General features: G+C 70.6%; 22 protein-coding genes and 1 tRNA gene. 13 read left to right on the top strand and 10 right to left on the bottom strand.

The features are described from left to right. The first annotated feature begins 88 nt into the window (after positions 1–88). The 6 genes from eno to AB0P29_RS02260 all read left to right on the top strand — a co-directional run bounded on the left by eno (position 89) and on the right by AB0P29_RS02260 (position 5,327). Complete coding sequence (eno, locus tag AB0P29_RS02285) at positions 89–1,369, top strand: phosphopyruvate hydratase (protein WP_217530374.1); 1,281 nt, start codon at positions 89–91, stop codon at positions 1,367–1,369. Positions 1,370–1,405: 36 nt separating this feature from the next. Next, the gene (locus AB0P29_RS02280) at positions 1,406–1,912 is read left to right on the top strand and encodes a septum formation initiator family protein (RefSeq protein WP_363378132.1); all 507 of its coding nucleotides are present in this window, start codon (positions 1,406–1,408) and stop codon (positions 1,910–1,912) included. A gap of 87 nt (positions 1,913–1,999) precedes the next feature. Then, positions 2,000–2,470 (top strand): DUF501 domain-containing protein, encoded by a 471-nt coding sequence (locus AB0P29_RS02275; protein ID WP_064001748.1) that lies wholly within the window; start codon positions 2,000–2,002, stop codon positions 2,468–2,470. After that, a complete protein-coding gene (locus AB0P29_RS02270; RefSeq protein WP_253034010.1) occupies positions 2,467–3,750 on the top strand; it encodes a S8 family serine peptidase in 1,284 nt (427 codons plus the stop codon). The genes AB0P29_RS02275 and AB0P29_RS02270 overlap by 4 nt, the downstream gene beginning before the upstream one ends. A 32-nt stretch (positions 3,751–3,782) precedes the next feature. Beyond that, on the top strand, positions 3,783–5,177 hold the full coding sequence (locus AB0P29_RS02265) for an FAD-dependent oxidoreductase (RefSeq protein ID WP_253034009.1): 1,395 nt from the start codon (positions 3,783–3,785) through the stop codon (positions 5,175–5,177). Between the two features lie 77 nt (positions 5,178–5,254). Then, positions 5,255–5,327, top strand: a tRNA-Leu gene (locus AB0P29_RS02260). Here AB0P29_RS02260 and AB0P29_RS02255 read toward each other — a convergent pair. Beyond that, the gene (locus AB0P29_RS02255; RefSeq protein ID WP_253034008.1) at positions 5,298–6,137 is read right to left on the bottom strand and encodes a hypothetical protein; all 840 of its coding nucleotides are present in this window, start codon (positions 6,135–6,137) and stop codon (positions 5,298–5,300) included. The two genes, AB0P29_RS02260 and AB0P29_RS02255, sit on opposite strands and share 30 nt — an antisense overlap. A 112-nt stretch (positions 6,138–6,249) precedes the next feature. On the opposite strand from AB0P29_RS02255, the gene AB0P29_RS02250 reads away from it, so the two are divergent. The 3 genes from AB0P29_RS02250 to ilvA are packed head-to-tail and all read left to right on the top strand — an operon-like array spanning position 6,250 to position 9,288. Continuing rightward, positions 6,250–6,816 (top strand): LemA family protein, encoded by a 567-nt coding sequence (locus AB0P29_RS02250; protein WP_064001751.1) that lies wholly within the window; start codon positions 6,250–6,252, stop codon positions 6,814–6,816. 40 nt (positions 6,817–6,856) lie between these two features. Next, entirely contained in the window at positions 6,857–8,044 is a 1,188-nt protein-coding gene (locus AB0P29_RS02245) for an AI-2E family transporter (protein ID WP_363378129.1), read from the top strand. Continuing rightward, positions 8,041–9,288 (top strand): threonine ammonia-lyase, encoded by a 1,248-nt coding sequence (gene ilvA / locus AB0P29_RS02240; protein ID WP_253034006.1) that lies wholly within the window; start codon positions 8,041–8,043, stop codon positions 9,286–9,288. The genes AB0P29_RS02245 and ilvA overlap by 4 nt, the downstream gene beginning before the upstream one ends. 36 nt (positions 9,289–9,324) lie before the next feature. Here the strand turns inward: ilvA and greA are convergent, their stop codons facing one another. Together greA and AB0P29_RS02230 are read right to left on the bottom strand one after the other, a co-directional pair. After that, positions 9,325–9,804, bottom strand: a complete 480-nt coding sequence (greA, locus tag AB0P29_RS02235) for a transcription elongation factor GreA (protein ID WP_064001754.1) — start codon at positions 9,802–9,804, stop codon at positions 9,325–9,327. Between the two features lie 71 nt (positions 9,805–9,875). Further along, positions 9,876–10,280 (bottom strand): DUF4307 domain-containing protein, encoded by a 405-nt coding sequence (locus AB0P29_RS02230; protein ID WP_363378126.1) that lies wholly within the window; start codon positions 10,278–10,280, stop codon positions 9,876–9,878. A 60-nt stretch (positions 10,281–10,340) separates the two neighbouring features. On the opposite strand from AB0P29_RS02230, the gene AB0P29_RS02225 reads away from it, so the two are divergent. Further along, on the top strand, positions 10,341–10,628 hold the full coding sequence (locus AB0P29_RS02225) for a hypothetical protein (protein WP_363378124.1): 288 nt from the start codon (positions 10,341–10,343) through the stop codon (positions 10,626–10,628). On the opposite strand, the gene AB0P29_RS02220 is transcribed toward AB0P29_RS02225, so the two are convergent. Beyond that, positions 10,600–11,304, bottom strand: a complete 705-nt coding sequence (locus AB0P29_RS02220; RefSeq protein ID WP_064002451.1) for a hemolysin III family protein — start codon at positions 11,302–11,304, stop codon at positions 10,600–10,602. The genes AB0P29_RS02225 and AB0P29_RS02220 overlap by 29 nt on opposite strands. Before the next feature lie 119 nt (positions 11,305–11,423). Here AB0P29_RS02220 and AB0P29_RS02215 point away from each other — a divergent pair, with 119 nt between their 5' ends. The 3 genes from AB0P29_RS02215 (at position 11,424) to AB0P29_RS02205 (ending at position 14,926) form a co-directional block, all read left to right on the top strand. Continuing rightward, positions 11,424–12,209 carry an isoprenyl transferase gene (locus tag AB0P29_RS02215; RefSeq protein WP_217530355.1) on the top strand — a complete coding sequence of 262 codons (786 nt, stop codon included), beginning with the start codon at positions 11,424–11,426 and terminating at the stop codon, positions 12,207–12,209. 34 nt (positions 12,210–12,243) lie between these two features. After that, complete coding sequence (locus AB0P29_RS02210) at positions 12,244–13,392, top strand: aminotransferase class V-fold PLP-dependent enzyme (RefSeq protein ID WP_363378122.1); 1,149 nt, start codon at positions 12,244–12,246, stop codon at positions 13,390–13,392. A 178-nt stretch (positions 13,393–13,570) separates the two neighbouring features. Then, complete coding sequence (locus tag AB0P29_RS02205) at positions 13,571–14,926, top strand: PhoH family protein (RefSeq protein ID WP_253034002.1); 1,356 nt, start codon at positions 13,571–13,573, stop codon at positions 14,924–14,926. A gap of 60 nt (positions 14,927–14,986) precedes the next feature. On the opposite strand, the gene AB0P29_RS02200 is transcribed toward AB0P29_RS02205, so the two are convergent. From AB0P29_RS02200 to AB0P29_RS02175, 6 genes are read right to left on the bottom strand one after another with little or no spacing between them, the layout of a single operon-like run. Next, positions 14,987–15,643: a response regulator transcription factor gene (locus AB0P29_RS02200; protein WP_217530350.1), complete on the bottom strand. Its 657-nt coding sequence runs from the start codon at positions 15,641–15,643 to the stop codon at positions 14,987–14,989. Next, positions 15,640–16,620: a HAMP domain-containing sensor histidine kinase gene (locus AB0P29_RS02195; protein ID WP_363378119.1), complete on the bottom strand. Its 981-nt coding sequence runs from the start codon at positions 16,618–16,620 to the stop codon at positions 15,640–15,642. Before AB0P29_RS02195 ends, AB0P29_RS02200 begins: the two co-directional genes overlap by 4 nt. Positions 16,621–16,630: 10 nt before the next feature. Continuing rightward, positions 16,631–18,028: a class II fumarate hydratase gene (locus AB0P29_RS02190; RefSeq protein WP_359917352.1), complete on the bottom strand. Its 1,398-nt coding sequence runs from the start codon at positions 18,026–18,028 to the stop codon at positions 16,631–16,633. Positions 18,029–18,075: 47 nt separating this feature from the next. Then, positions 18,076–18,675, bottom strand: coding sequence for a carbonic anhydrase (locus tag AB0P29_RS02185; protein ID WP_363378527.1), 600 nt, complete (start codon positions 18,673–18,675; stop codon positions 18,076–18,078). Between the two features lie 32 nt (positions 18,676–18,707). Continuing rightward, the gene (locus AB0P29_RS02180) at positions 18,708–19,331 is read right to left on the bottom strand and encodes a DUF4245 family protein (RefSeq protein ID WP_363378117.1); all 624 of its coding nucleotides are present in this window, start codon (positions 19,329–19,331) and stop codon (positions 18,708–18,710) included. Further along, positions 19,331–19,552, bottom strand: a complete 222-nt coding sequence (locus AB0P29_RS02175; protein WP_064001765.1) for an exodeoxyribonuclease VII small subunit — start codon at positions 19,550–19,552, stop codon at positions 19,331–19,333. The genes AB0P29_RS02180 and AB0P29_RS02175 overlap by 1 nt, the downstream gene beginning before the upstream one ends.

The following is a 19,552-nucleotide window of genomic DNA, read 5'->3' as shown; positions in this document are numbered from 1 at the left end:
GTCCTGTGCGGCATCCCGCGCCTCACTAGACTCGGGGGCGGACCGACGACGCTCCCGTTCCATCCTCCACAAGCAAGGAGAAACCCCCGTGGCATTGATCGAGGCAGTAGGCGCACGCGAGATCCTGGACTCGCGCGGCAACCCGACCGTCGAGGTGGAGGTCCTGCTCGACGACGGCATCGTCCAGCGCGCAGCCGTCCCCTCCGGCGCATCCACCGGCGCCTTCGAGGCGTACGAGCTCCGTGACGGTGACAAGAGCCGGTACGGCGGCAAGGGCGTTCTCAAGGCCGTGAACGCCGTCATCGACGAGCTCGGCCCCGCCATCGAGGGCCTCGAGGCCAGCGAGCAGCGCCTCATCGACGAGGTTCTGATCCAGACCGACGGCACCGAGAACAAGTCGCGCACGGGTGCGAACGCCATCCTCGGCGTCTCGCTGGCCGTCGCGAAGGCCGCCGCCGACAGCGCCGACCTGCCGCTGTACCGCTACCTCGGCGGACCGAACGCGCGCGTCCTGCCCGTTCCGCTGTTCAACGTCATCAACGGCGGCGAGCACGCCGACAACGGCATCGACATGCAGGAGTTCTTCCTCGCCCCGATCGGCGCCGAGAGCTTCTCCGAGTCGCTGCGCTGGGGCGCCGAGGTCTACCAGGTCCTGAAGAAGGAGTTGCAGGCCGCCGGCTACGCGACGGGCCTGGGTGACGAGGGTGGGTTCGCGCCCGACCTCCCCAGCAACCGCGAGGGGCTCGACTTCCTCGTCAAGGCGATCGAGAAGGCCGGCTTCACCCCCGGTTCGCAGATCGCCCTGGGCCTCGACGTGGCCGCGACCGAGTTCTTCAACGACGGCGTCTACCGCCTCGAGAACAAGGACTGGACCGCCGAGCAGCTCACCGACTACTACGCCGACCTGGTCGACTCGTTCCCCATCGTGACGATCGAGGACGCCCTCGCCGAGGACGACTGGGAGAACTGGACCGCCCTCACCGAGCGCCTGGGCAAGAAGGTGCAGCTCGTCGGCGACGACCTCTTCGTCACCAACCCGCAGCGCCTGGCCGACGGCATCAAGCGCGGAGCGGCGAACTCGCTCCTGGTCAAGGTGAACCAGATCGGCACGCTCAGCGAGACGCTCGACGCGATCGACGTCGCGCACCGCGCCGGCTACACCACGATGCTCTCGCACCGCTCGGGTGAGACCGAGGACACGACGATCGCCGACCTCGCCGTCGCCGTCAACTCGGGTCAGATCAAGTCGGGCGCGCCCGCTCGGAGCGAGCGTGTCGCGAAGTACAATCAGCTTCTGCGCATCGAGGAAGACCTGGGCGAGGCTGCGGAGTTCATCGGCGCCGCCGCGTTCCCGCGTTTCACCGCCTGACGCGCACCGCACAGACACCGACGAGAAGGGGGAGCCGTGGACCGACCATCGGCTCCCCCTTCCCGTGCGTCCCGGACCCCGCGCGGCGAGGATCGCACGCCCCGATCGGGTCGACGCGTCGACGTCCGCGACTGGGTCGGCGGCATCCGGATGTCGGGGTTCATGGGGATCATGCTCGGGCTCGTCGTGCTCGCGGCGTTCGTCCTCGTTCCGACGATCGGCACCTACGTCGACCAGCGGCAGCAGATCGCGGCGCTCACCCACGACGTCCAGGCGACGAAGGACGAGATCACCCAGCTGACGAGCGAGCGCGAACGCTGGCGCGACGAGGCCTACATCGTCGCCCAGGCCCGCGAGCGGCTGTACTACCGGCGCCCCGGCGAGGTCGTGTACCTCGTCGCGGACGACCTCCCCACCGACCTGATCGAGCCCGCGCAGCGCTCCGTGAGCGATGACGTCCAGGAGACGCAGCGCGACTGGATGACGCAGTTCCTGCGCTCCGTGACCGAGGCGGGACTCGCAGAGACCGTCGCCCCGGGCTGACGCCCAGCTCTCACGCGCGTCGCCCGGTACCCTTGACCGGTGCCTCATCCGACACTCTCGCCCGCGTCAGCCGCCGATCACGACACCATGCGTGAGCAGCTGGGGCGCCCCATGCGCGGCGTGATCGGCATCGCGGCGCGGTGCGTCTGCGGCAATCCGACGGTGGTGGCCACCGAACCGCGGCTGCCCGACGGCACCCCGTTCCCCACGTTCTACTACCTGACCCATCCGGGGGCGACGGCCGCCATGTCGGCCCTCGAGGCGACCCAGGTGATGCGGGAGCTGAACGACGACCTCGCCGCCGACGAGGACCTCGCGGCGTCCTACGCCCGCGCCCACGACGCCTACCTCGCCGACCGCGAGGTGCACGGTGCCGTCCCCGAGATCGCCGGCGTGTCCGCGGGCGGGATGCCGACCCGCGTGAAGTGCCTGCACGCCCTCGCCGCGCACTCGCTCGCCGCCGGTCCCGGAGTGAACCCGATCGGCGACATCGCCCTCGCGCGCGGGTCGTGGTCGCCGCAGCGGTGCACCTGCGCGACGCCGAGGGTGACCGGATGAGGGGAGTCCGCGCCCTTCTCGCCGCCGCCGTCGTCGCCGTCACGGCGGTGCTCACGGCGGCCGCGCCCGCCCCGTCGCCGACGCCCCCGCCGGTCGATCCGGTGCGGAACATGGAGTACTGGCTGAAGGAGTACGGGATCTCCGAGGCCTGGAAGACGACCAAGGGCGCCGGGACGACGATCGCCGTCATCGACACGGGCATCGGCAAAGGGCCGAAGGAACTCGACGGCGCCGTCGTCGGAGGAGCCGACTTCTCCGGGGTGGGGAAGGCCGACGGCCGCACACCCGTGGGAGACAGCGACCGTAACCACGGCAGTTGGGTCGCGTCTCTCGCCGCAGGCCGGGGGACGGCGGCCGACAAGGGCATGATCGGGGTGGCCCCGGAGGCCGACCTGCTGTCGCTCTCGATCGGCTTCGGCAGCTCAGCGAGCGTCCCGTTCGTCGATCAGGTCGCCGAGGCGATTCGGTGGGCGGTCGATCACGGCGCGGATGTGATCAATCTCTCGTTCACGACGAACACCCTCGATTGGGACCGGTCGTGGGACGACGCCTTCCTCTACGCGTTCGACCACGACGTCGTGGTCGTCGTCGCCGCCGGCAACCGCGAGAGCGGCACCGAGGAGGTCGGCGCCCCCGCGACGATCCCGGGCGTCCTGACGGTGGGCGGGGTGGACCGGGAGGGACGCGCGAGTCGGACGGCCTCCACGCAGGGCATCGTCATCGGCATCTCCGCGCCGAGCGAGGAGCTGCTGGGTGTCTCCGCGAACGGCGACCTCGTCATCTGGGACGGCACGAGCGGCGCGGCCCCCATCGTCGCCGGAGTCGCCGCCCTGGTGCGGTCCGCGCACCCCGACCTGGATGCCGCGAACGTGATCAAGCGGATCATCGCCACCGCGACGCCGAGCGAGCGCGCGAAGAAGGTGCCCGACCCGCTGTACGGGTACGGCCTCATCAACGCCGCCAAGGCGGTCTCCGCTCCGGTCGCGAAGGTCTCGGCGAACCCGATGGGCGACCTCCGCGAGTGGATCCGGCTCTACCGCCGGGCCGAATCGACCCCGCAGACGAGCCCGACCCCGACCCCCTACACGGTGGCACCGCTGCCCGAGGCCGAGCCGCCGAGTTCGGCCGCATCGCCGCTCCTGCCCAGCAGCGATTCGTTGCGCTACGGGACGGTGCCGCTGATCGTGGTCAGCCTGGGGACTATACTGATCGTGCTCGGGGTCACCGCTGCTGCCCGGCGCATCCGATCGGCGCGCACCCCGCGACCGCCGAGCCGTTGAATCAAGGAGTTCTTCCGACTGTGACTACCACTGTGCCCAAGATCCTGGTCGTCGGAGGCGGCTACGCCGGTTTCTACACTGCGTGGAAGCTCGAGAAGCACCTCCGCAAGGGTGAGGCCGAGGTCACGATCGTCGACCCGCTCCCGTACATGACGTACCAGCCGTTCCTCCCCGAGGTCGCGGCGGGCGGCATCGAGGCCCGCCACGTCGTGGTCGGTCTGCGTCGCCACCTGAAGCGCACGCGCATCGTCATCGCCAAGGTCACCGGCATCGACCACGCCAGCAAGACGGCGACGATCACGCCCGAGGTCGGCGAGCCGTGGCAGGAGCAGTACGACCAGATCGTCGTGACCGCCGGCGCCGTTTCGCGCACCTTCCCGATCCCCGGCATCGCCGAGAACGCGATCGGCTTGAAGACGATCGAAGAGGCCGTCGCGATCCGCGACCGCATCCTCACGAACTTCGACCGGGCCGCGAACCTGCCTCCCGGGCCGGAGCGCGACCGTCTGCTGACCGTCGTCGTCGTCGGCGGTGGCTTCGCCGGCATCGAGGTGTTCGCCGAGACGCGCGCCTTCGCGAGTGCGCTGCTGAAGGACTACCCGACGATCTCGTTCGAGGAGACGCACTTCCACCTCATCGAGGCGATGGGGCGCATCATGCCCGAGGTGTCGCTCAAGACGAGCGAGTGGGTCCTCAAGGACCTCGCCAAGCGCGGCGCCAACGTCCACCTCGACACCCAGGTCAAGGGCGCCGTCGATGGGAATGTCGAGCTCTCGACGGGCCAGGTCATCCCGACCGATGTGATCATCTGGACCGCCGGTGTCATGGCGAACCCCACCGTCGTCCGCGGCAGCGACCTGCCCGTCGAGGAGCGGGGCCGTCTGCGCACGCGCGCCGACCTGCGGGTGGGCACGCCCGAGGAGGTCGTCGAGGGCGCCTGGGCCGCCGGTGATGTCTCCGCCGTCCCGGACCTCTCCGGCGGCGGTGTCGGCGGGTTCTGCGTCCCGAACGCCCAGCACGCGGTTCGTCAGGGCAAGCTGCTCGCGAAGAACATCGTGGCCGTCCTCCGGGGCGAGGAGCCGAAGGAGTACTTCCACAAGAACCTCGGCGCGGTCGCCGGGCTCGGTCTCTACAACGGCGTCTTCCAGTCCGGCAAGATCGCCATCAAGGGCTTCTTCGCCTGGATCGCGCACCGCGGTTACCACGGTCTCGCCATGCCGACCTTCGAGCGCAAGTTCCGCGTCGTCGGCGACTGGTGGCAGAACTTCTGGCTCGGCCGCGACAACGTCTCGATGGAGACGCTGCAGAACCCCCGGTACGTCTTCGAGGAGTTCGCTGCGCGTCCGCGTCCGGCCGCCCCCGAGACCCCCGCGATCGACCCGAAGACGGTCGCCGCGGAGAAGACCGGCAAGGTCGCCGCGAGCTGACCGACAGCGTTCCCGCGACCCCCGTTCCGGCCTCGGCCGGCGGGGGTCGCGTCGTGTCGGGGATACGCTGACGGGAGGCCCCCGTAGCCCAATGGCAGAGGCAGGCGACTTAAAATCGCTTCAGTCTGGGTTCGAGTCCCAGCGGGGGTACGACGCCGGCACGATGCTGGGCGGATCGGCATCCCCCCATCGTTCGATGGTCTGCGCGGTCCAGTACACGGCGAACGCGCCCAGGGCGACCGCTTCGCCGATCAGCACGCCCACCGTGTCCGGGTTCGCGATCGCCGCGCCGACCGTCGTGACGAGGGCCGCCGCGATGACGATGGACACCGCGAGGTAGACGCGGCGATATCCCGCCGCAGGGGGATCCTCGCCGAAGGACGTCACCCAGGGGATCGCCGCGAACATCGCGAAGAAGCAGACCGTGGCGACCAGGTGAAGGTTGATTCCACCGGGAAACGGGAACACAGCCGCAGGGCCCGGGGCGAATGCGAGGGTCGCGAGAGCGATGACGACCGCGGACGCGGTGCCTCCGACGATCGCCACCCGTCGCCAGGCCAGGTCCCCGCGTGCCGCCAGGACGATGCCCAGGGCGACGAGGATCGTCACCATCGTCAGGTACACGCCGACCCCGTTCCGGACGGTGGGCAGGACCTCCGACGGGACGGACGGCTCACCGCGGTAGCCGGTGGGGACGATGGCGATCAGCGGGGCGAACACGGCGGCGATGTCGAGGAGCATGGACTCCGTGTCGCGGCCAGAGAGGACCAGCAGGGCGACGCCGGCAGCGGTTAGCGCGCCGACGAAGACGCCGCCCGCGGGGGAGTAGTAGTAGTCGCTGATGGACGGGAGGGGCTGCCCGCCGCTGCGTATCAGCTCGATGAGGACGGATGCCGCCAGGGCCACGACGATGCCGACGAGGGCGAGTCGGAGGTACCGATGCGTGCGCAGACCCGTCACCCCACCGACACTACAAGTCGCACCCCGTGTGCAACGCCTGGGAAGTGCGGCCGGGCGCCCGCATCCACCGGGTCGGCCTCGTTAGGATGATCAGGCTATCGATCGGAGACTCATGGAAATCCTCATCCCGGTCCTCGTCGTCGTCGCCCTCCTCGTCATCGTCGGCGTCTACCTCTGGGCCACCTACAACTCGCTCGTCGCCCTGAACGTGCGGGTCGATGAGGCGTGGAGCGACATCACGGTGCAGCTCAAGCGCCGCGCGGACCTCTTGCCCAACCTGATCGAGACCGTCAAGGGCTACGCCGCCCACGAGAAGGCGGTCTTCGAGAACGTCACTCAGGCACGTGCCGAGACCCTGACCGCGACCACCCCCGCCGATGCGGGCGTCGCCGAAGGCCACATGCAGCAGGCGCTGAAGTCGCTGTTCGCGGTCGCCGAGGCCTACCCGCAGCTCCAGGCGAGCCAGAACTTCCTGCAGCTGCAGCAGGCCGTGGTCGACACCGAGGACAAGATCCAGGCGTCCCGCCGGTTCTACAACGGCGGCGTCCGCGAGCTGAACACGAAGATCAAGGTCTTCCCGAACAACCTCTTCGCCCGGCGGCTCGGATTCGGCGAGCGGGAGTTCTTCGAGGTGGTCGACGGCGCGGCGATCGCCGAGCCGCCGCGGATCCAGTTCTGACGCGCCGCGTCGCCCGGGGCGCACGGCCTAGGATGGCCCAGTGAGCGGCACCGACGACAAGCACCGGAACGGGTTCTTCGACGCGCTCCGCGCGCGCACCGTCTCCACCGAGGTGTCCCAGACGGTTCCGCGGGGTCTCAAGATCGCGACCGCCTACGCCTGGCGTTTCCTCGTCCTCGCCGCGGCGATCGCGGTGCTCGTGTGGATCGTCATCCAGCTGCGCCTGCTCATCATCCCGCTGCTGGCGGCGATCCTCATCACAGCCCTTGTGTGGCCGTTGTTCTCGTGGCTGCTGCAGCGGCGGTTGCCGCGCTGGCTCGCCCTGATCCTCACCCTGCTGTTGACCATCGCCGTCGTCGTCGGGTTGCTGTGGATCGCCATCTGGCAGATCACGCAGGATGCCGCCTCCGTCCGAGACCGCACCGTCCAGGGCATCGCCCAGTTCCGCGACTACCTCATCGAGGGGCCGCTGCACCTGACGGGCGGCCAGATCGACGACGCCGTCCGGCAGGCGTTCGGCATCCTGCAGGAGCAGGCCCAACTCCTGCTCTCGGGCGCCCTGGCGATCGGCTCCACGCTCGGTCATGTGGTCACCGGCATTCTGCTGACCCTCTTCATCCTCATCTGCACGCTCGCCGACGGCGGCGGGATCTGGCGGTGGACGGTACGGCTCTTCCCGGTGCGCGCACGCTCCGCCGTGGACGGAGCCGGCCGGGCGGGATGGCGCACGGTCATCAACTACGCGCGGACCCAGCTCCTGGTCGCGACGATCGACGCCATCGGCATCGGGCTCGGTGCGGCGCTGCTCGGCGTGCCGCTCGCGGCCCCGATCGGCGTACTCGTCTTCCTGGGCGCCTTCGTGCCGTTCGTCGGCGCCGTCCTGACCGGGGCACTCGCCGTGTTCCTCGCGCTCGTGTACAACGGGCCGTGGATCGCACTCTGGATGCTCGTCATCGTCCTCGGCGTGCAGCAGCTGGAAGGCCACGTCCTGCAGCCGCTGCTCATGGGCTCGGCGGTCAAGGTGCACCCGCTCGCGGTCGTGCTCGCCGTCGCCGGCGGGGCGATGGTCGCGGGGATCGCCGGCGCGGTGTTCGCCGTGCCGCTGGCCGCCTTCGTCAACGTCGTCTGGCTCTACCTCTCGCGGCGCGGGTGGGAGCAACCGGTGGACCCCGGCCCCGACGACCTCATCTGGAGTACCGTGCCGCGACGCAGGAGGATGACCGCGTGACCGATCAGGCGAAGATCGCCGCCCCGACCCTGGCCGAGTTCGAGACCGCCGCGACCGAACTCGCCGGCGTCGTCTCGCGGACGCCCGTCGAGGACTCGGAGTTCCTCTCGGGCGTGCTGGGCGCGCCCGTGCACCTCAAGCTCGAGAACCTGCAGCGCACCGGGTCGTTCAAGATCCGCGGGGCGACCTACCGGCTGTCGCGCCTGACGGCGGAGGAGCGCTCGCGCGGCGTCGTCGCGGCCTCAGCGGGCAACCACGCGCAGGGTGTCGCACTCGGTGCGCAGACCCTCGGCATCCCGGCCACGATCTTCATGCCGCTCGGTGTTCCCGTCCCCAAGCTCCTCGCCACGCGGGGCTACGGCGCCGACGTCATCCTCGAGGGCGCGACGGTGGAGACCCCGCTCCGCCTCGCGCAGGAGTTCGCCGAGCGGACCGGTGCGGTCTTCATCCCGCCCTACGACAACCACGACATCATCATCGGCCAGGGCACCCTCGGGCTCGAGCTCATGGACGAGATCCCGGGCCTGGAGACCATCGTCGTCGGCATCGGCGGCGGGGGACTGGCGGCGGGAGTCGCCGCCGCCGCGAAGGCCCGCGCCGCGGCGGAGGGTCGCGCGATCCGCATCATCGGTGTGCAGGCCGAGAACTCCGCGGGCTACCCCGGCTCGCTCCTCGCGGGGCGCCCGATCGACGCCGAGCACACCTCGCCGACCATCGCCGACGGCATCGCCGTCAAGCGGCCCGGCGCGATCCCGTTCGACATCATCCGCGACCTCATCGACGAGGTCGTCACCGTCAGCGACGACGACATCGCGCGGGCGATCCTCGTGCTCATCGAACGCGCGAAGCAGGTCGTCGAGCCCGCCGGCGCCGTGGGTGTCGCCGCGATCCTCACCGGCAAGGTGACCGCGTCGGGTCCCACGGCGGCGATCCTCTCGGGCGGCAACATCGACCCGCTGCTGCTGCAGCGCGTCGTCGCGCACGGGCTCGCGGCATCCGGACGCTACATGACGCTGCAGATCCCGCTGCCCGACCGTCCCGGTCAGCTGGCGCGGGTGTCGGAGCTGCTGTCGGTGGTCGGGGCGAACGTCATCGAGGTCCTGCACACCCGCCACGGACAGGGACTGCAGATCAGCGAGGTCATCCTGCAGCTGAGCGTCGAGACGCGCGGCGAGGAGCACCGCGCGCAGGTCCTCGCGATCCTGCAGGACGCCGGCTACGCCCCGACGGTCGTCCCGAACTGAGCGTGCCGGCGCACCCGGGTCATCGACCCGCCCGCGTCACTGACCCGAGTAGGTCTCGACCTTGACGACCTCGACCGTGATCTCGCGCCCGTTGGGAGCGGTGTAGCTCGTCTTCTCGCCTTCGCGCAGGCCCATGATGGCCTCGCCCAGGGGGGAAGCCTCGCTGTAGACGTCGAGCTCGCTGTTCGCGCCGATCTCGCGGTTGCCGAGCAGGAACACCTCTTCGCCGCCGGCGACGATCGCGGTGACGACGGTGCCCGACTGCACGGTGCCGTCGGACTCGGGGGCGACGCCGACCTTGGCATCCTTCAGCAGCTGCTGGAGGGTCCGGATGCGGGCCTCCTGCTTGCCCTGCTCGTCCTTGGCCGCGTGGTAGCCGCCGTTCTCCTTGAGGTCGCCCTCTTCGCGGGCGGCCTCGATGCGCTTGGCGATCTCCTCGCGGCCCGTCGTCGAGAGCTCCTCGAGCTCGGCGGCGAGGCGGTCGTAGGCCTCCTGGGTCAGGAACGTCTCGGACACGTGATCTCCCGGTGCGGTCGATGGGTAAGCCAAACGCCCCGGCAAGTCACCGGGGCGCGAGAACCTTCAGCCTAGATGATCCAGCAGGAACGGACAAAACCCGTGGTGGGGCGCGCGGTGGTCGGGATCCGCTCCGTGATGATGCGGGAGTGATCCTCGGATGCCGGGACCTCCACGACCGCGAAGCCGACGATCCCGTGCTCGGCGTCCTGCGCCTCCAGCGAGCAGGCGACCGTCGTGCCGGGATTCACGGTCACCTGCACACGGACCTCGACGGTGCGGTCGTCGACGAGGGTGAAGCCCGTCGTGTCCGCGTCGACGGAGTTGACGGCGTTCGAGACGGTCGTCCACCCCAGCAGCCCCGTCGCAACGACGGCGATGACCCCGATGACCACCCAGGTCCACCGACGCGACGCCGCGGAACGCGTGCGGCCGTACCGATCCGCCAGCTTGCGGTCGACGTCGGTCAGGGTCATGCGGCATCCGTTCTAGGCTGGGATTCCAGGCTATTCGCTCTGGCTGAGGAATGAGGTCACATGCCGGATCTGCGATGGCTCGCCGTCTCGCCGAGTCCCACCCCGACGACGCCCCCGCCGGAGGCGGTGACCCCCGGTGTCGCCGGGTTCATCGCGATCGCGATCGTGGCCGTGATCATCGTGCTCCTCGCGATCGACATGCTCCGCCGCATCCGTCGTGCGCAGTACCGCTCCGACGTCAACGAGATGCTCGACGCGGAGGAAGCTGCCGCCCGCGGCGAGGGCCCCGGGGACGACCCCGGCGCCGCGCCGGGCGACGTCAGCCCGGAAGACCCAGCGAAGGGCTGAGGGGCTGCAGCGAGATCAACAGGCACGCGCTCCAGTGGCACAGGAACGCGAGCACCGTGCAGACGTGGAAGATCTCGTGGAACCCGAAGTGCCCCGGCCACGGGTTCGGGCGCTTCATCGCGTACACGACCGCGCCGCCGGTGTAGAGCAGGCCACCGACGATCACGAGCACCATCATCGCCACGCTCGCCCGCAGCAGGTCGCCGAGGTACATGACGGCGGCCCAGCCGAGCAGCAGGTAGAGGGCAACGTAAAGCCAGCGGGGCGCGTGGATCCAGAACACCCGGAAGAGGATGCCGAGAAGGGCACCCGACCACACCAGGACGAGCAGCAGCGTGCCCTGCCCGGGGGCGAGGGCGAGCGTCGCGATCGGCGTGTACGTGCCCGCGATCAGCAGCAGGATGTTCGCGTGGTCGATGCGCTTGAGGACGACTTTGGTCCGCGGCCCCCAGTCGAACCGGTGGTACAGCGCCGAATTGCCGAACAGCAGAAGCGACGTGACCATGAACACGGCCGCCGCCCACTTCGCCGGAGCGCCCTGTGCGAGCGCGATCAGGACCACGCCCGCGGCGATCGCGACGGGGAAGGTTCCGGCGTGGATCCAGCCGCGCCAGGTCGGTCGGACCTCCACCTGGGCATCGACCGCACCGGCTTCGAGGAGGGGGAGCTGAGGCATCTCGGCGCCGCCGTCGGCATCGTGTCGGGTCACGCGACGAGCCTACGCTCGCCGCCATGCGCGAGGCTGAGGACGCGCCCCTGCTCACCGCGATCGGCGGGCCGGAGTAGCGTAGCCGTGTGACCCGCGCCTCCTCGACTCAAGGACGGGGTCTGCTGTACCGCCTGTACAGCTCGAGGCTGCGCCGGGAGATCGACGCGGGCACCGTGCCGCATCACGTCGCGATGATGATCGACGGCAACCGTCGGTGGGCGCGTCAACTCGGATACACCACCGTCTCGCACGGTCATCGTGCGGGCGCCGCCAAGATGCACGAGTTCCTCCGCTGGTGCGACGAGCTCGGCATCCAGGTCGTCTCGCTGTACCTGCTCTCCACCGACAACCTCGTCAAACGGGATTCGCAGGAGCTCACCGATCTGATCGAGATCATCGCGGACCTCGCCGAGACGCTCTCGCACGAGCCGGGCTGGCGGGTCAAGCACGTCGGGCGCGCCGAGGTGCTGCCGCCCGTACTGGCGGACGGTCTCCGGACGGCGGAGGAGCGCACCCGCGAGAACACCGGCCTGCACGTCAACCTCGCCGTCGGGTACGGCGGGCGCGGCGAGATCGTGGATGCCGTCCGCAGCATCATCTCGAAGCATCAGGAGAAGGGCGGCTCCCTCGAGGAGCTCGCCGAGAGCCTGACGCCCGAACAGATCGGCGAGCACCTCTACACCGGCGGCCAGCCCGATCCCGATCTCGTCATCCGCACCTCCGGCGAGCAGCGGCTCAGCGACTTCCTGCTCTGGCAGTCGGCGCACAGCGAGTTCTACTTCGTCGAAGCCCTGGGGCCCGACCTCCGCGAGGTCGACTTCCTGCGCGCGATCCGCGACTTCGGCGACCGCGATCGGCGCTTCGGCAGCTGAGGCGCACCCCCGGCATCCGTGGGAAAATCGGTCGGTGAGCGATCTCGAGTCCTACCTGGCCGGTTTCGACGTCGAACCGGCCTACCTCAACTGGGCCTCCTTCGGGCCCCTGTCGGCCGCGGTGCGGGAGGAAGCGCGTGCCGACGAGGAGGCTTCGGTCACCGGCCGTCCCTCCGGCATCGACCTCGTCGCCGGCCACGTCGACGAGGCCCGCGCGCTCGTGGCCGAGGTGCTCGAGGCGGACGTCGATGAGGTCACCCTCGTGCCGTCCACGACGGACGCCCTGTTCCAAGCGCTGTTCGGCCTGTCGGGGACGGTCGTCCTCTCGCCGAACGAGTACCCGTCGATCCCCGTCGCGGCCCGCCGCGCCGCCGACATCCGGGGCGCCCTCACGGTCCGCGAGCTCGATCCCGCGATCGCGAGCGTGACCCCCGACGCCGTGCGCGACGCGCTCACCGACGAGGTCACGGCGGTGGCCGTCAGCCTCGTCGACTACCGGACCGGGTACCTCGCCGACCTGCCCGCCCTGAGGGAGGTCGTGGGCGACCGACTGCTCATCGTCGACGCGATCCAGGGGTTCGGTGTCGTCGACGTCGACTGGGCGGCCGCGGACGTCGTCGCCGGGCACGGGTACAAGTGGGTCCGCGCCGGCCGCGGGACGGGCTTCGCGCGCTTCTCGGACCGCGCCCGGGAACGCATCGCCCCGGTGCTCGCGGGTGTCGCCGGAACCGACGCGGAACTCGGCGACCTCGAGGTGGGTCCGCCCAGGGCGGGCGCCGCCGCCTACGCCGTCTCGCGTCCGGACCCGCAGGCGGCGGGTCGCCTGAGCGCCGCCCTGCGCGAGATGACGGATGCCGGCATCCCGGCCGTCGCGGGGCTCGTCGCCGAGAACGCGCGACGGGTCATGGCGATCGCGGACGCCCACGGCATCCCGGTCCTCACCGATCGCGACCGGCACGCCGGGATCGTGGCGTTGGCCCCCGAGCCGGGGCGCGCGGGGGTCATCGCCGCCGAACTCGCCAACGCGGGTGTCATCGCGACCGTGCGGGACGGGCTCATCCGGGTCTCCCCGCACGCCGGCACCTCCGACGCCGCCTTCGACCTCCTCGAGGCCGCTCTCGCCGCCTCGCAGTCGGGTCCGATCGTCTCCCCGCCCGCCGCCGTGCTGCCGCTCCTCGGCTGACACGGAGAGTTCACGCATCCGACACATCCGGCGGCGTGTCGCGGCGCCGCCGTGTCGCTCGGGGCGCCTACGTTCATCCCAACGGGCAAAGCGCCTGTTCGAGTCGGCCTCTCACGACTCGTGACCCCAGGTCGACTCGTGACTGCCGGGTGGGTTCCACCCGGGGCGGGAGTGGGTTGTGGCCACACGAGCACCTGAGAAGCAGCAGCACCAGGACGGGACCGCGGACGCGGCCCAGGACCAGGATCTCCGCACGTACGTGCTGGACACCTCCGTCCTGCTGAGCGATCCGCGCGCGCTGTTCCGCTTCGCCGAGCATTCCGTCGTGCTGCCGGTCGTCGTCGTCACGGAGCTCGAGCGCAAGCGTCACGATCCCGAGATCGGCTACTTCGCCCGCCAGGCTCTCCGCCACCTCGACGAGCTGCGTGTCGAACACGGCCGACTCGACTTCCCCGTGCCGGTCGGCGCCGGCGGGACGCTCCGCGTGGAGCTCACGAACACCGACCCCACCGTCCTCCCCGCGGGGATGCGGCTGGGCGACAACGACACCCGCATCCTCTCCGTCGCGATGCACCTGAGCCAGGAGGGTCAGGCGGTCACGGTCGTCTCGAAGGACCTCCCGATGCGGGTGAAGGCCGCCTCGCTCGGTCTGCACGCCGAGGAGTACCTGGCCGAACAGGCCGTCGACTCGGGATGGACCGGTATCGCCTCGATCGACCTGTCGGGCGACGAGGTCAGCGACCTCTACGACAGCGAGGTGGGTGTCAGCGAGGACGTTCGCGGGCTCCCCGTCAACACCGGTCTCGTCATCCACTCCGAGCGCGGCTCCGCCCTCGGCCGGGTCACCGGCGACGGCTCCTACCGCCTCGTCCGGGGGGATCGCGACGTCTTCGGCCTGCACGGGCGTTCCGCCGAGCAGCGCATCGCGATCGACCTCCTGCTCGACCCGGAGGTCGGGATCGTCTCGCTGGGCGGCCGAGCAGGTACTGGCAAGTCGGCCCTCGCGCTGTGCGCGGGACTGGAATCGGTGCTCGAGAAGCAGCAGCAGAAGAAGATCATCGTCTTCCGGCCGCTGTTCGCGGTGGGCGGTCAGGAGCTCGGTTACCTGCCCGGCGACCAGCAGGAGAAGATGAACCCGTGGGGGCAGGCGGTCTTCGACACCCTCGGGTCCGTCGTCACCGGCAACGTCCTCGAAGAGGTCGTGGCGCGGGGAATGCTCGAGGTCATGCCGCTCACGCACATCCGCGGTCGGTCGCTCCACGATGCGTTCGTCATCGTCGACGAGGCTCAGTCGCTCGAGCGCAACGTCCTGCTGACGGTCCTCAGCCGCATCGGGCAGAACTCGCGCGTCGTCCTCACCCACGACGTGGGGCAGCGCGACAACCTGCGGGTCGGCCGCCACGACGGCATCGCGTCGGTCATCGAGACGCTGAAGGGCCACGACCTGTTCGGCCACGTGACCCTTGTGCGGTCGGAGCGCTCGGCGATCGCCGCACTCGTCACCGACCTGTTGGAGGCCGGCGAGCTGAGCTGACCCCGTCCGCACCGGCGACACCCCCGACCGATCGGCCGGGGGCGTCGCCGTGTCCGTCGCTCACTCCCAGCGGTAGCCCTCGCCCCGGACCGTCACGATGTGGTCGGCGCCGAGCTTCGCACGGAGGTAGCGCACGTAGACGTCGACGACGTTCGAGCCCGGGTCGAAGTCGAGACCCCAGACACGGCTCAGCAGCACCTCGCGCGTGAGGACGTCGCCGGGGTTGCGCAGGAACTGCTCGGCGAGGGCGAACTCGCGGGACGACAGCTCGACGTCCCGTCCGTCGACGGTGGCCCGCCTGCCGAGGATGTCGAGCGTCACGCCGCCGCGCGTGAGGGTGGTCGGCGCGCTCGCGGCGCTGTCGCGCAGACGCGAGCGGACGCGCGCCATGAGCTCGGCGACCGCGAACGGCTTGGGGACGTAGTCGCTGGCCCCGGCATCCAACCCCTCGATCGTGTCGCTCGTGCCGCTGCGGGCCGTCAGCATGATCACCGGTGTCGTGTCGCCCGAGCCGCGCAGCTCGCGGAGGACGTCGAAACCGTCCATCGTCGGCAGCCCGACGTCGAGGACGATGAGGTCGACTTCGCCCGCCAGCGCGATCTCGAGGGCCTCGGGGCCGTCGTCGGCCCCCACGGCCTCGTAGCCCTCGGCGTGCACGGCGCGCGAGACGAGCGAGACGATGTGCGGTTCGTCGTCGACGATCAGGATGCGGGTCATTCAGTGGCCTCTCGCTGCAGGAGGACGTCGCCGGCGCGGATCGGGGACGGCAGGGCGCCCCGGGTGCCGGTCGGGATCTCCAGGGTGAACGTAGCACCGCCGCCGGGGGTGTCCGCCACGGCGCAGTGCCCGCCGTGCGCCTTCGCGATCGCATCGACGATCGCGAGTCCCAGTCCGGAACCGCCGACGTGGCGCTTGCCGGTGCCGCGGTCGAAGCGGCGGAAGATGCGGTGACGGACGGCCGGGGGGATGCCGGGGCCGTGATCGCGCACCCAGAGCTGCGCGCCGCCGGCGTGGACCGCGCTGCCGATCTCGATCGCGGTGCCGGCGGGGGAGTACTTGGTCGCGTTGTCGGCCAGCTGCAGCCATGCCTGCAGCAGGCGGTCGCCGTCGGCGCGGATGACCCCGTCCGCGCACTGCTCGACGCGCCACGCGTGATCGCCGATGACCCCGACCATCTCGAAGACCCGCTGCGTGAGGGCGGACAGGTCGACGTCCCCCGTCGACACCTGCCCGCCCTCGACCGCGGCCAGCACGTCGATGTCGCCGATGAGGCGTGTCATGCGATCCAGCTCCGCCATCCCGAGGGAGCGGATCGCCTCGACGTCGTCGGGGTCGGCGGCATCCATCATCTCGAGGTGACCGCGCACGATCGTGATGGGCGTCTTCAGCTCGTGACGCACGTCGTCGAGCAGGCGTCGCTGGTTCTCGAACGCCCCCTCGACCGTGTCACCCGAGGGGAGGGATGTCGCGCCCCGCCGTTCGAGCACGGCCCACCCCACGACGCCCACGCCCGCGAGGGCGGGGACGGCGGTCGCGCCCCACACGAGCGCGGTCCAGCCGGCTGCCTGCGGGGCGGTGAGCAGGACGACGACGAACGCCGCCGCACCCACGCCGACGAGGCCCGCCGCGGCGACCGCGAGAAGGATCCCGAGTCCCGGCGTGCCCCGTCGCGGTGGTGCGGCGGCGCTGTTCACGCTCCGATTATCAACCAGGGTGGGTCATCGAGAGGAGGTCGAGCTTCTCGTCGAGCTGCTGCTCGGTGAGCTCGCCCCGTTCGACGTACCCGAGCTCGATCACCGCGTCGCGCACCGTGATCCCCTTGGCGACCGAGTGCTTCGCGATCTTCGCGGCGGCCTCGTAGCCGATGAGCTTGTTGAGCGGGGTCACGATCGACGGCGACATGCCGGCGTAGGCCGCTGCGCGCTCCTCGTTCGCCACGAGACCCGACACGGTCTTGTCGGCGAGGACCCGCATCGCGTTGGAGAGCAGTCGGATCGACTCGAGCAGGGCCGTGCCCATGACGGGGATCGCGACGTTCAGTTCGAAGGACCCGGATGCCCCGGCCCAGGCGACCGTCGCATCGTTGCCGATGACGCGGGCGGCGACCATGAGGGTCGCCTCCGGGACGACCGGGTTGACCTTGCCCGGCATGATCGACGAGCCCGGCTGCAGGTCGGGGATGTGGAGCTCGCCGAGACCGGTGTTCGGCCCCGATCCCATCCATCGGATGTCATTGTTGATCTTCGTCAGCGAGACGGCGATGGTGCGCAGGGCACCCGAGGCCTCGACGAGCCCGTCGCGGTTGGCCTGCGCCTCGAAGTGGTCCTTCGCCTCGGTGATCGGCAGTTCGGTCTCGGCCGCGAGCAGCGCGATGACCTTCTGCGGGAACCCGAGGGGCGTGTTGATGCCGGTGCCGACGGCGGTGCCGCCGAGCGGGACCTCGCCGACGCGGGGGAGGACCGACTGCACGCGCTCGATGCCGAGACGCATCTGACGCGCGTACCCGCCGAACTCCTGGCCGAGCGTGACCGGGGTGGCGTCCATCAGGTGGGTGCGGCCGCTCTTGACGACGCTCTTCCACGTCTCGGCCTTCTCCTCGAGCGCCACGGCGAGGTGGTCGAGGGCGGGGATGAGGTCGTCGATCAGGGCCTGCGTGACGGCGATGTGAACCGACGTGGGGAACACGTCGTTCGACGACTGCGAGGCGTTGACGTGGTCGTTGGGGTGGACGGGAGCGCCGAGCTTGCGGGTCGCGAGGGTGGCGAGCACCTCGTTCATGTTCATGTTCGAGGAGGTGCCCGAGCCGGTCTGGTACGTGTCCACCGGGAAGTGCTCGTCGTACGCGCCGGTGACGACCTCGTCCGCCGCCCAGGCGATCGCGTCGGCGATGGCGCCGTCGAGGGTGCCGAGCTCCTTGTTGGCGAGCGCGGCCGCCTTCTTGATGCGTGCCAGGGCCGCGATCTGCGTCGACTCGAGGCCGGAGCCCGAGATCGGGAAGTTCTCCACCGCGCGCTGGGTCTGCGCGGCGTAGAGCGCGTCCTTCGGAACACGCACCTCGCCCATCGTGTCGTGCTCGATGCGGTACTCGGTCGGCTCAGTCATGGTCGTTCACGTCCTCGTTTCAGTGACTGTCGTGCGGGGTGTTGAGCTCAGGCGACGTCGCCCACGACGACGTCGGGGATCGCCGTGCCGTCGGCGAGGCGGTAGTTGGCGCCGACGATCGCGGCGCGACCCTCCGCGACGGCCTCGCTGATGAGCTCGGACGAGCGCAGGATGCCGGCGACGGTGTCGCGGAGGTGCTCGCGGCCGACCTCTTCGGCATCCACCGTCTGCGCCGTGGCGCCCTCGTGGGCGGTGAGCACGCGTCGGACGGCCGGGACGATGGGTGCCACCTGTCGCCAGATGTTCGCGGGCAGGGCGGGCGCATCCACCGCGGTCGAGTCGATGGCCGCGCGCACGGCGCCGCACTCGTCGTGGCCGAGGACGACGATGAGCGGGACGTTCAGCACGGCGACGGCGTACTCGAGGCTGCCGACGACCGAGTCGGAGACGACCTGGCCGGCGTTGCGGATGACGAACAGGTCGCCGAGGCCCTCGTCGAAGATGATCTCGGCGGCCAGTCGCGAGTCGGAGCAGCCGAACAGGGCGGCGGTCGGACGCTGCGTGTGTGCGAGTTCGTGACGGCGTTCGGCGTCCTGCCGGGGATGCCGCGGCTCGCCGGCGACGAATCTCCGGTTGCCCTCCAGCATGGCCGTCCAGACGTCTGCGGGGGTCGTCGTGCTCAACGGAGCTCCTCTCTCAGGGTGCGGATCTGATCGCCCAGGCTCGCGGCGACGGTCTCGGCGGCGCCGCGGTCCGTGGAGGCGGCCAGGCCGATGACGACGGTGTCGGTGCCCGCCGTGGTGGCGAGGGCGTAGTCGATGGCGTCGACGGCGCTGGGGAGGTCGTAGACGTCCCACTCGATGCCGTCGATCGTGGTCGTCCCAGTCGGGGCGTACCCGCCCAGCTCCCGCGAGACCCAGCCCTCCGGCGGGGCGAAGGCCTGCGTCACCTCGACGTAGCCGGTCGACGGCGCGTAGACGACGCGCCATTCGCCGCCCTCGACCTTCGCGGAGTTCACGCGCCACTCGTCGGGCGCGGTGGGGACGATCACACCGTGCCCGGCGGTCCGCTCCGCCTCTGCGGCGGCGGCGGGGACGTCGGCCTCGGGGATGTCGGCGGGGGTGCCGCGGGGGACCCCGAGGTAGACGACGGCCATGATGCCGACGCACACGATGAGCGCGGCGATGAGGTTGCGGAAGGTCTTGCTCGAGCGGTAGCGCTCGGAGGCCGCGGCTTTGCGCGCGGCGGTCTCCTCCGGCGTCTCGAGTCGGCCGAGCTCGGCGACGATGCGGGGCCGGGCCATCAGGGCGCCGTTCCGCCGTCGGGACGCGCCTCGTCGAGGCGTCGCTTCGCGCCGAGCAGCCATTCCTCGCAGCGCGCGGCGAGGGCCTCGCCGCGGGTCCAGAGGGCGAGCGACTCCTCGAGGGTGGGGGAGCCTTGCTCCAGCTGTGCGACCACCTGCACGAGTTCGTCGCGGGCCTGCTCGAAGGAGAGGGTCGACACATCCCCGGCGTCGGTCGTCAT

Origin of the sequence: Microbacterium sp. NPDC080220 (assembly GCF_040686395.1) — a bacterium.
Classification (GTDB): domain Bacteria; phylum Actinomycetota; class Actinomycetes; order Actinomycetales; family Microbacteriaceae; genus Microbacterium; species Microbacterium gawkjiense.
Note: the sequence above shows the minus strand (reverse complement) of the source record. Positions and strands in the feature narration are given on the sequence as shown.

Bases quoted from the DNA above. Each gene is read 5' to 3' on its own strand.
- AB0P29_RS02275 (WP_064001748.1), top strand. From the start codon at position 2,000: ATGCGTGAGCAGCTGGGGCGCCCCATGCGCGGCGTGATCGGCATCGCG.
- AB0P29_RS02270 (WP_253034010.1), top strand. From the start codon at position 2,467: ATGAGGGGAGTCCGCGCCCTTCTCGCCGCCGCCGTCGTCGCCGTCACG.
- AB0P29_RS02250 (WP_064001751.1), top strand. From the start codon at position 6,250: ATGGAAATCCTCATCCCGGTCCTCGTCGTCGTCGCCCTCCTCGTCATC.
- AB0P29_RS02230 (WP_363378126.1), bottom strand. From the start codon at position 10,280: ATGACCCTGACCGACGTCGACCGCAAGCTGGCGGATCGGTACGGCCGC.
- AB0P29_RS02225 (WP_363378124.1), top strand. From the start codon at position 10,341: ATGCCGGATCTGCGATGGCTCGCCGTCTCGCCGAGTCCCACCCCGACG.
- AB0P29_RS02220 (WP_064002451.1), bottom strand. From the start codon at position 11,304: ATGCCTCAGCTCCCCCTCCTCGAAGCCGGTGCGGTCGATGCCCAGGTG.
- AB0P29_RS02200 (WP_217530350.1), bottom strand. From the start codon at position 15,643: ATGACCCGCATCCTGATCGTCGACGACGAACCGCACATCGTCTCGCTC.
- AB0P29_RS02190 (WP_359917352.1), bottom strand. From the start codon at position 18,028: ATGACTGAGCCGACCGAGTACCGCATCGAGCACGACACGATGGGCGAG.
- AB0P29_RS02185 (WP_363378527.1), bottom strand. From the start codon at position 18,675: ATGCTGGAGGGCAACCGGAGATTCGTCGCCGGCGAGCCGCGGCATCCC.
- AB0P29_RS02180 (WP_363378117.1), bottom strand. From the start codon at position 19,331: ATGGCCCGGCCCCGCATCGTCGCCGAGCTCGGCCGACTCGAGACGCCG.
- AB0P29_RS02175 (WP_064001765.1), bottom strand. From the start codon at position 19,552: ATGACGACCGACGCCGGGGATGTGTCGACCCTCTCCTTCGAGCAGGCC.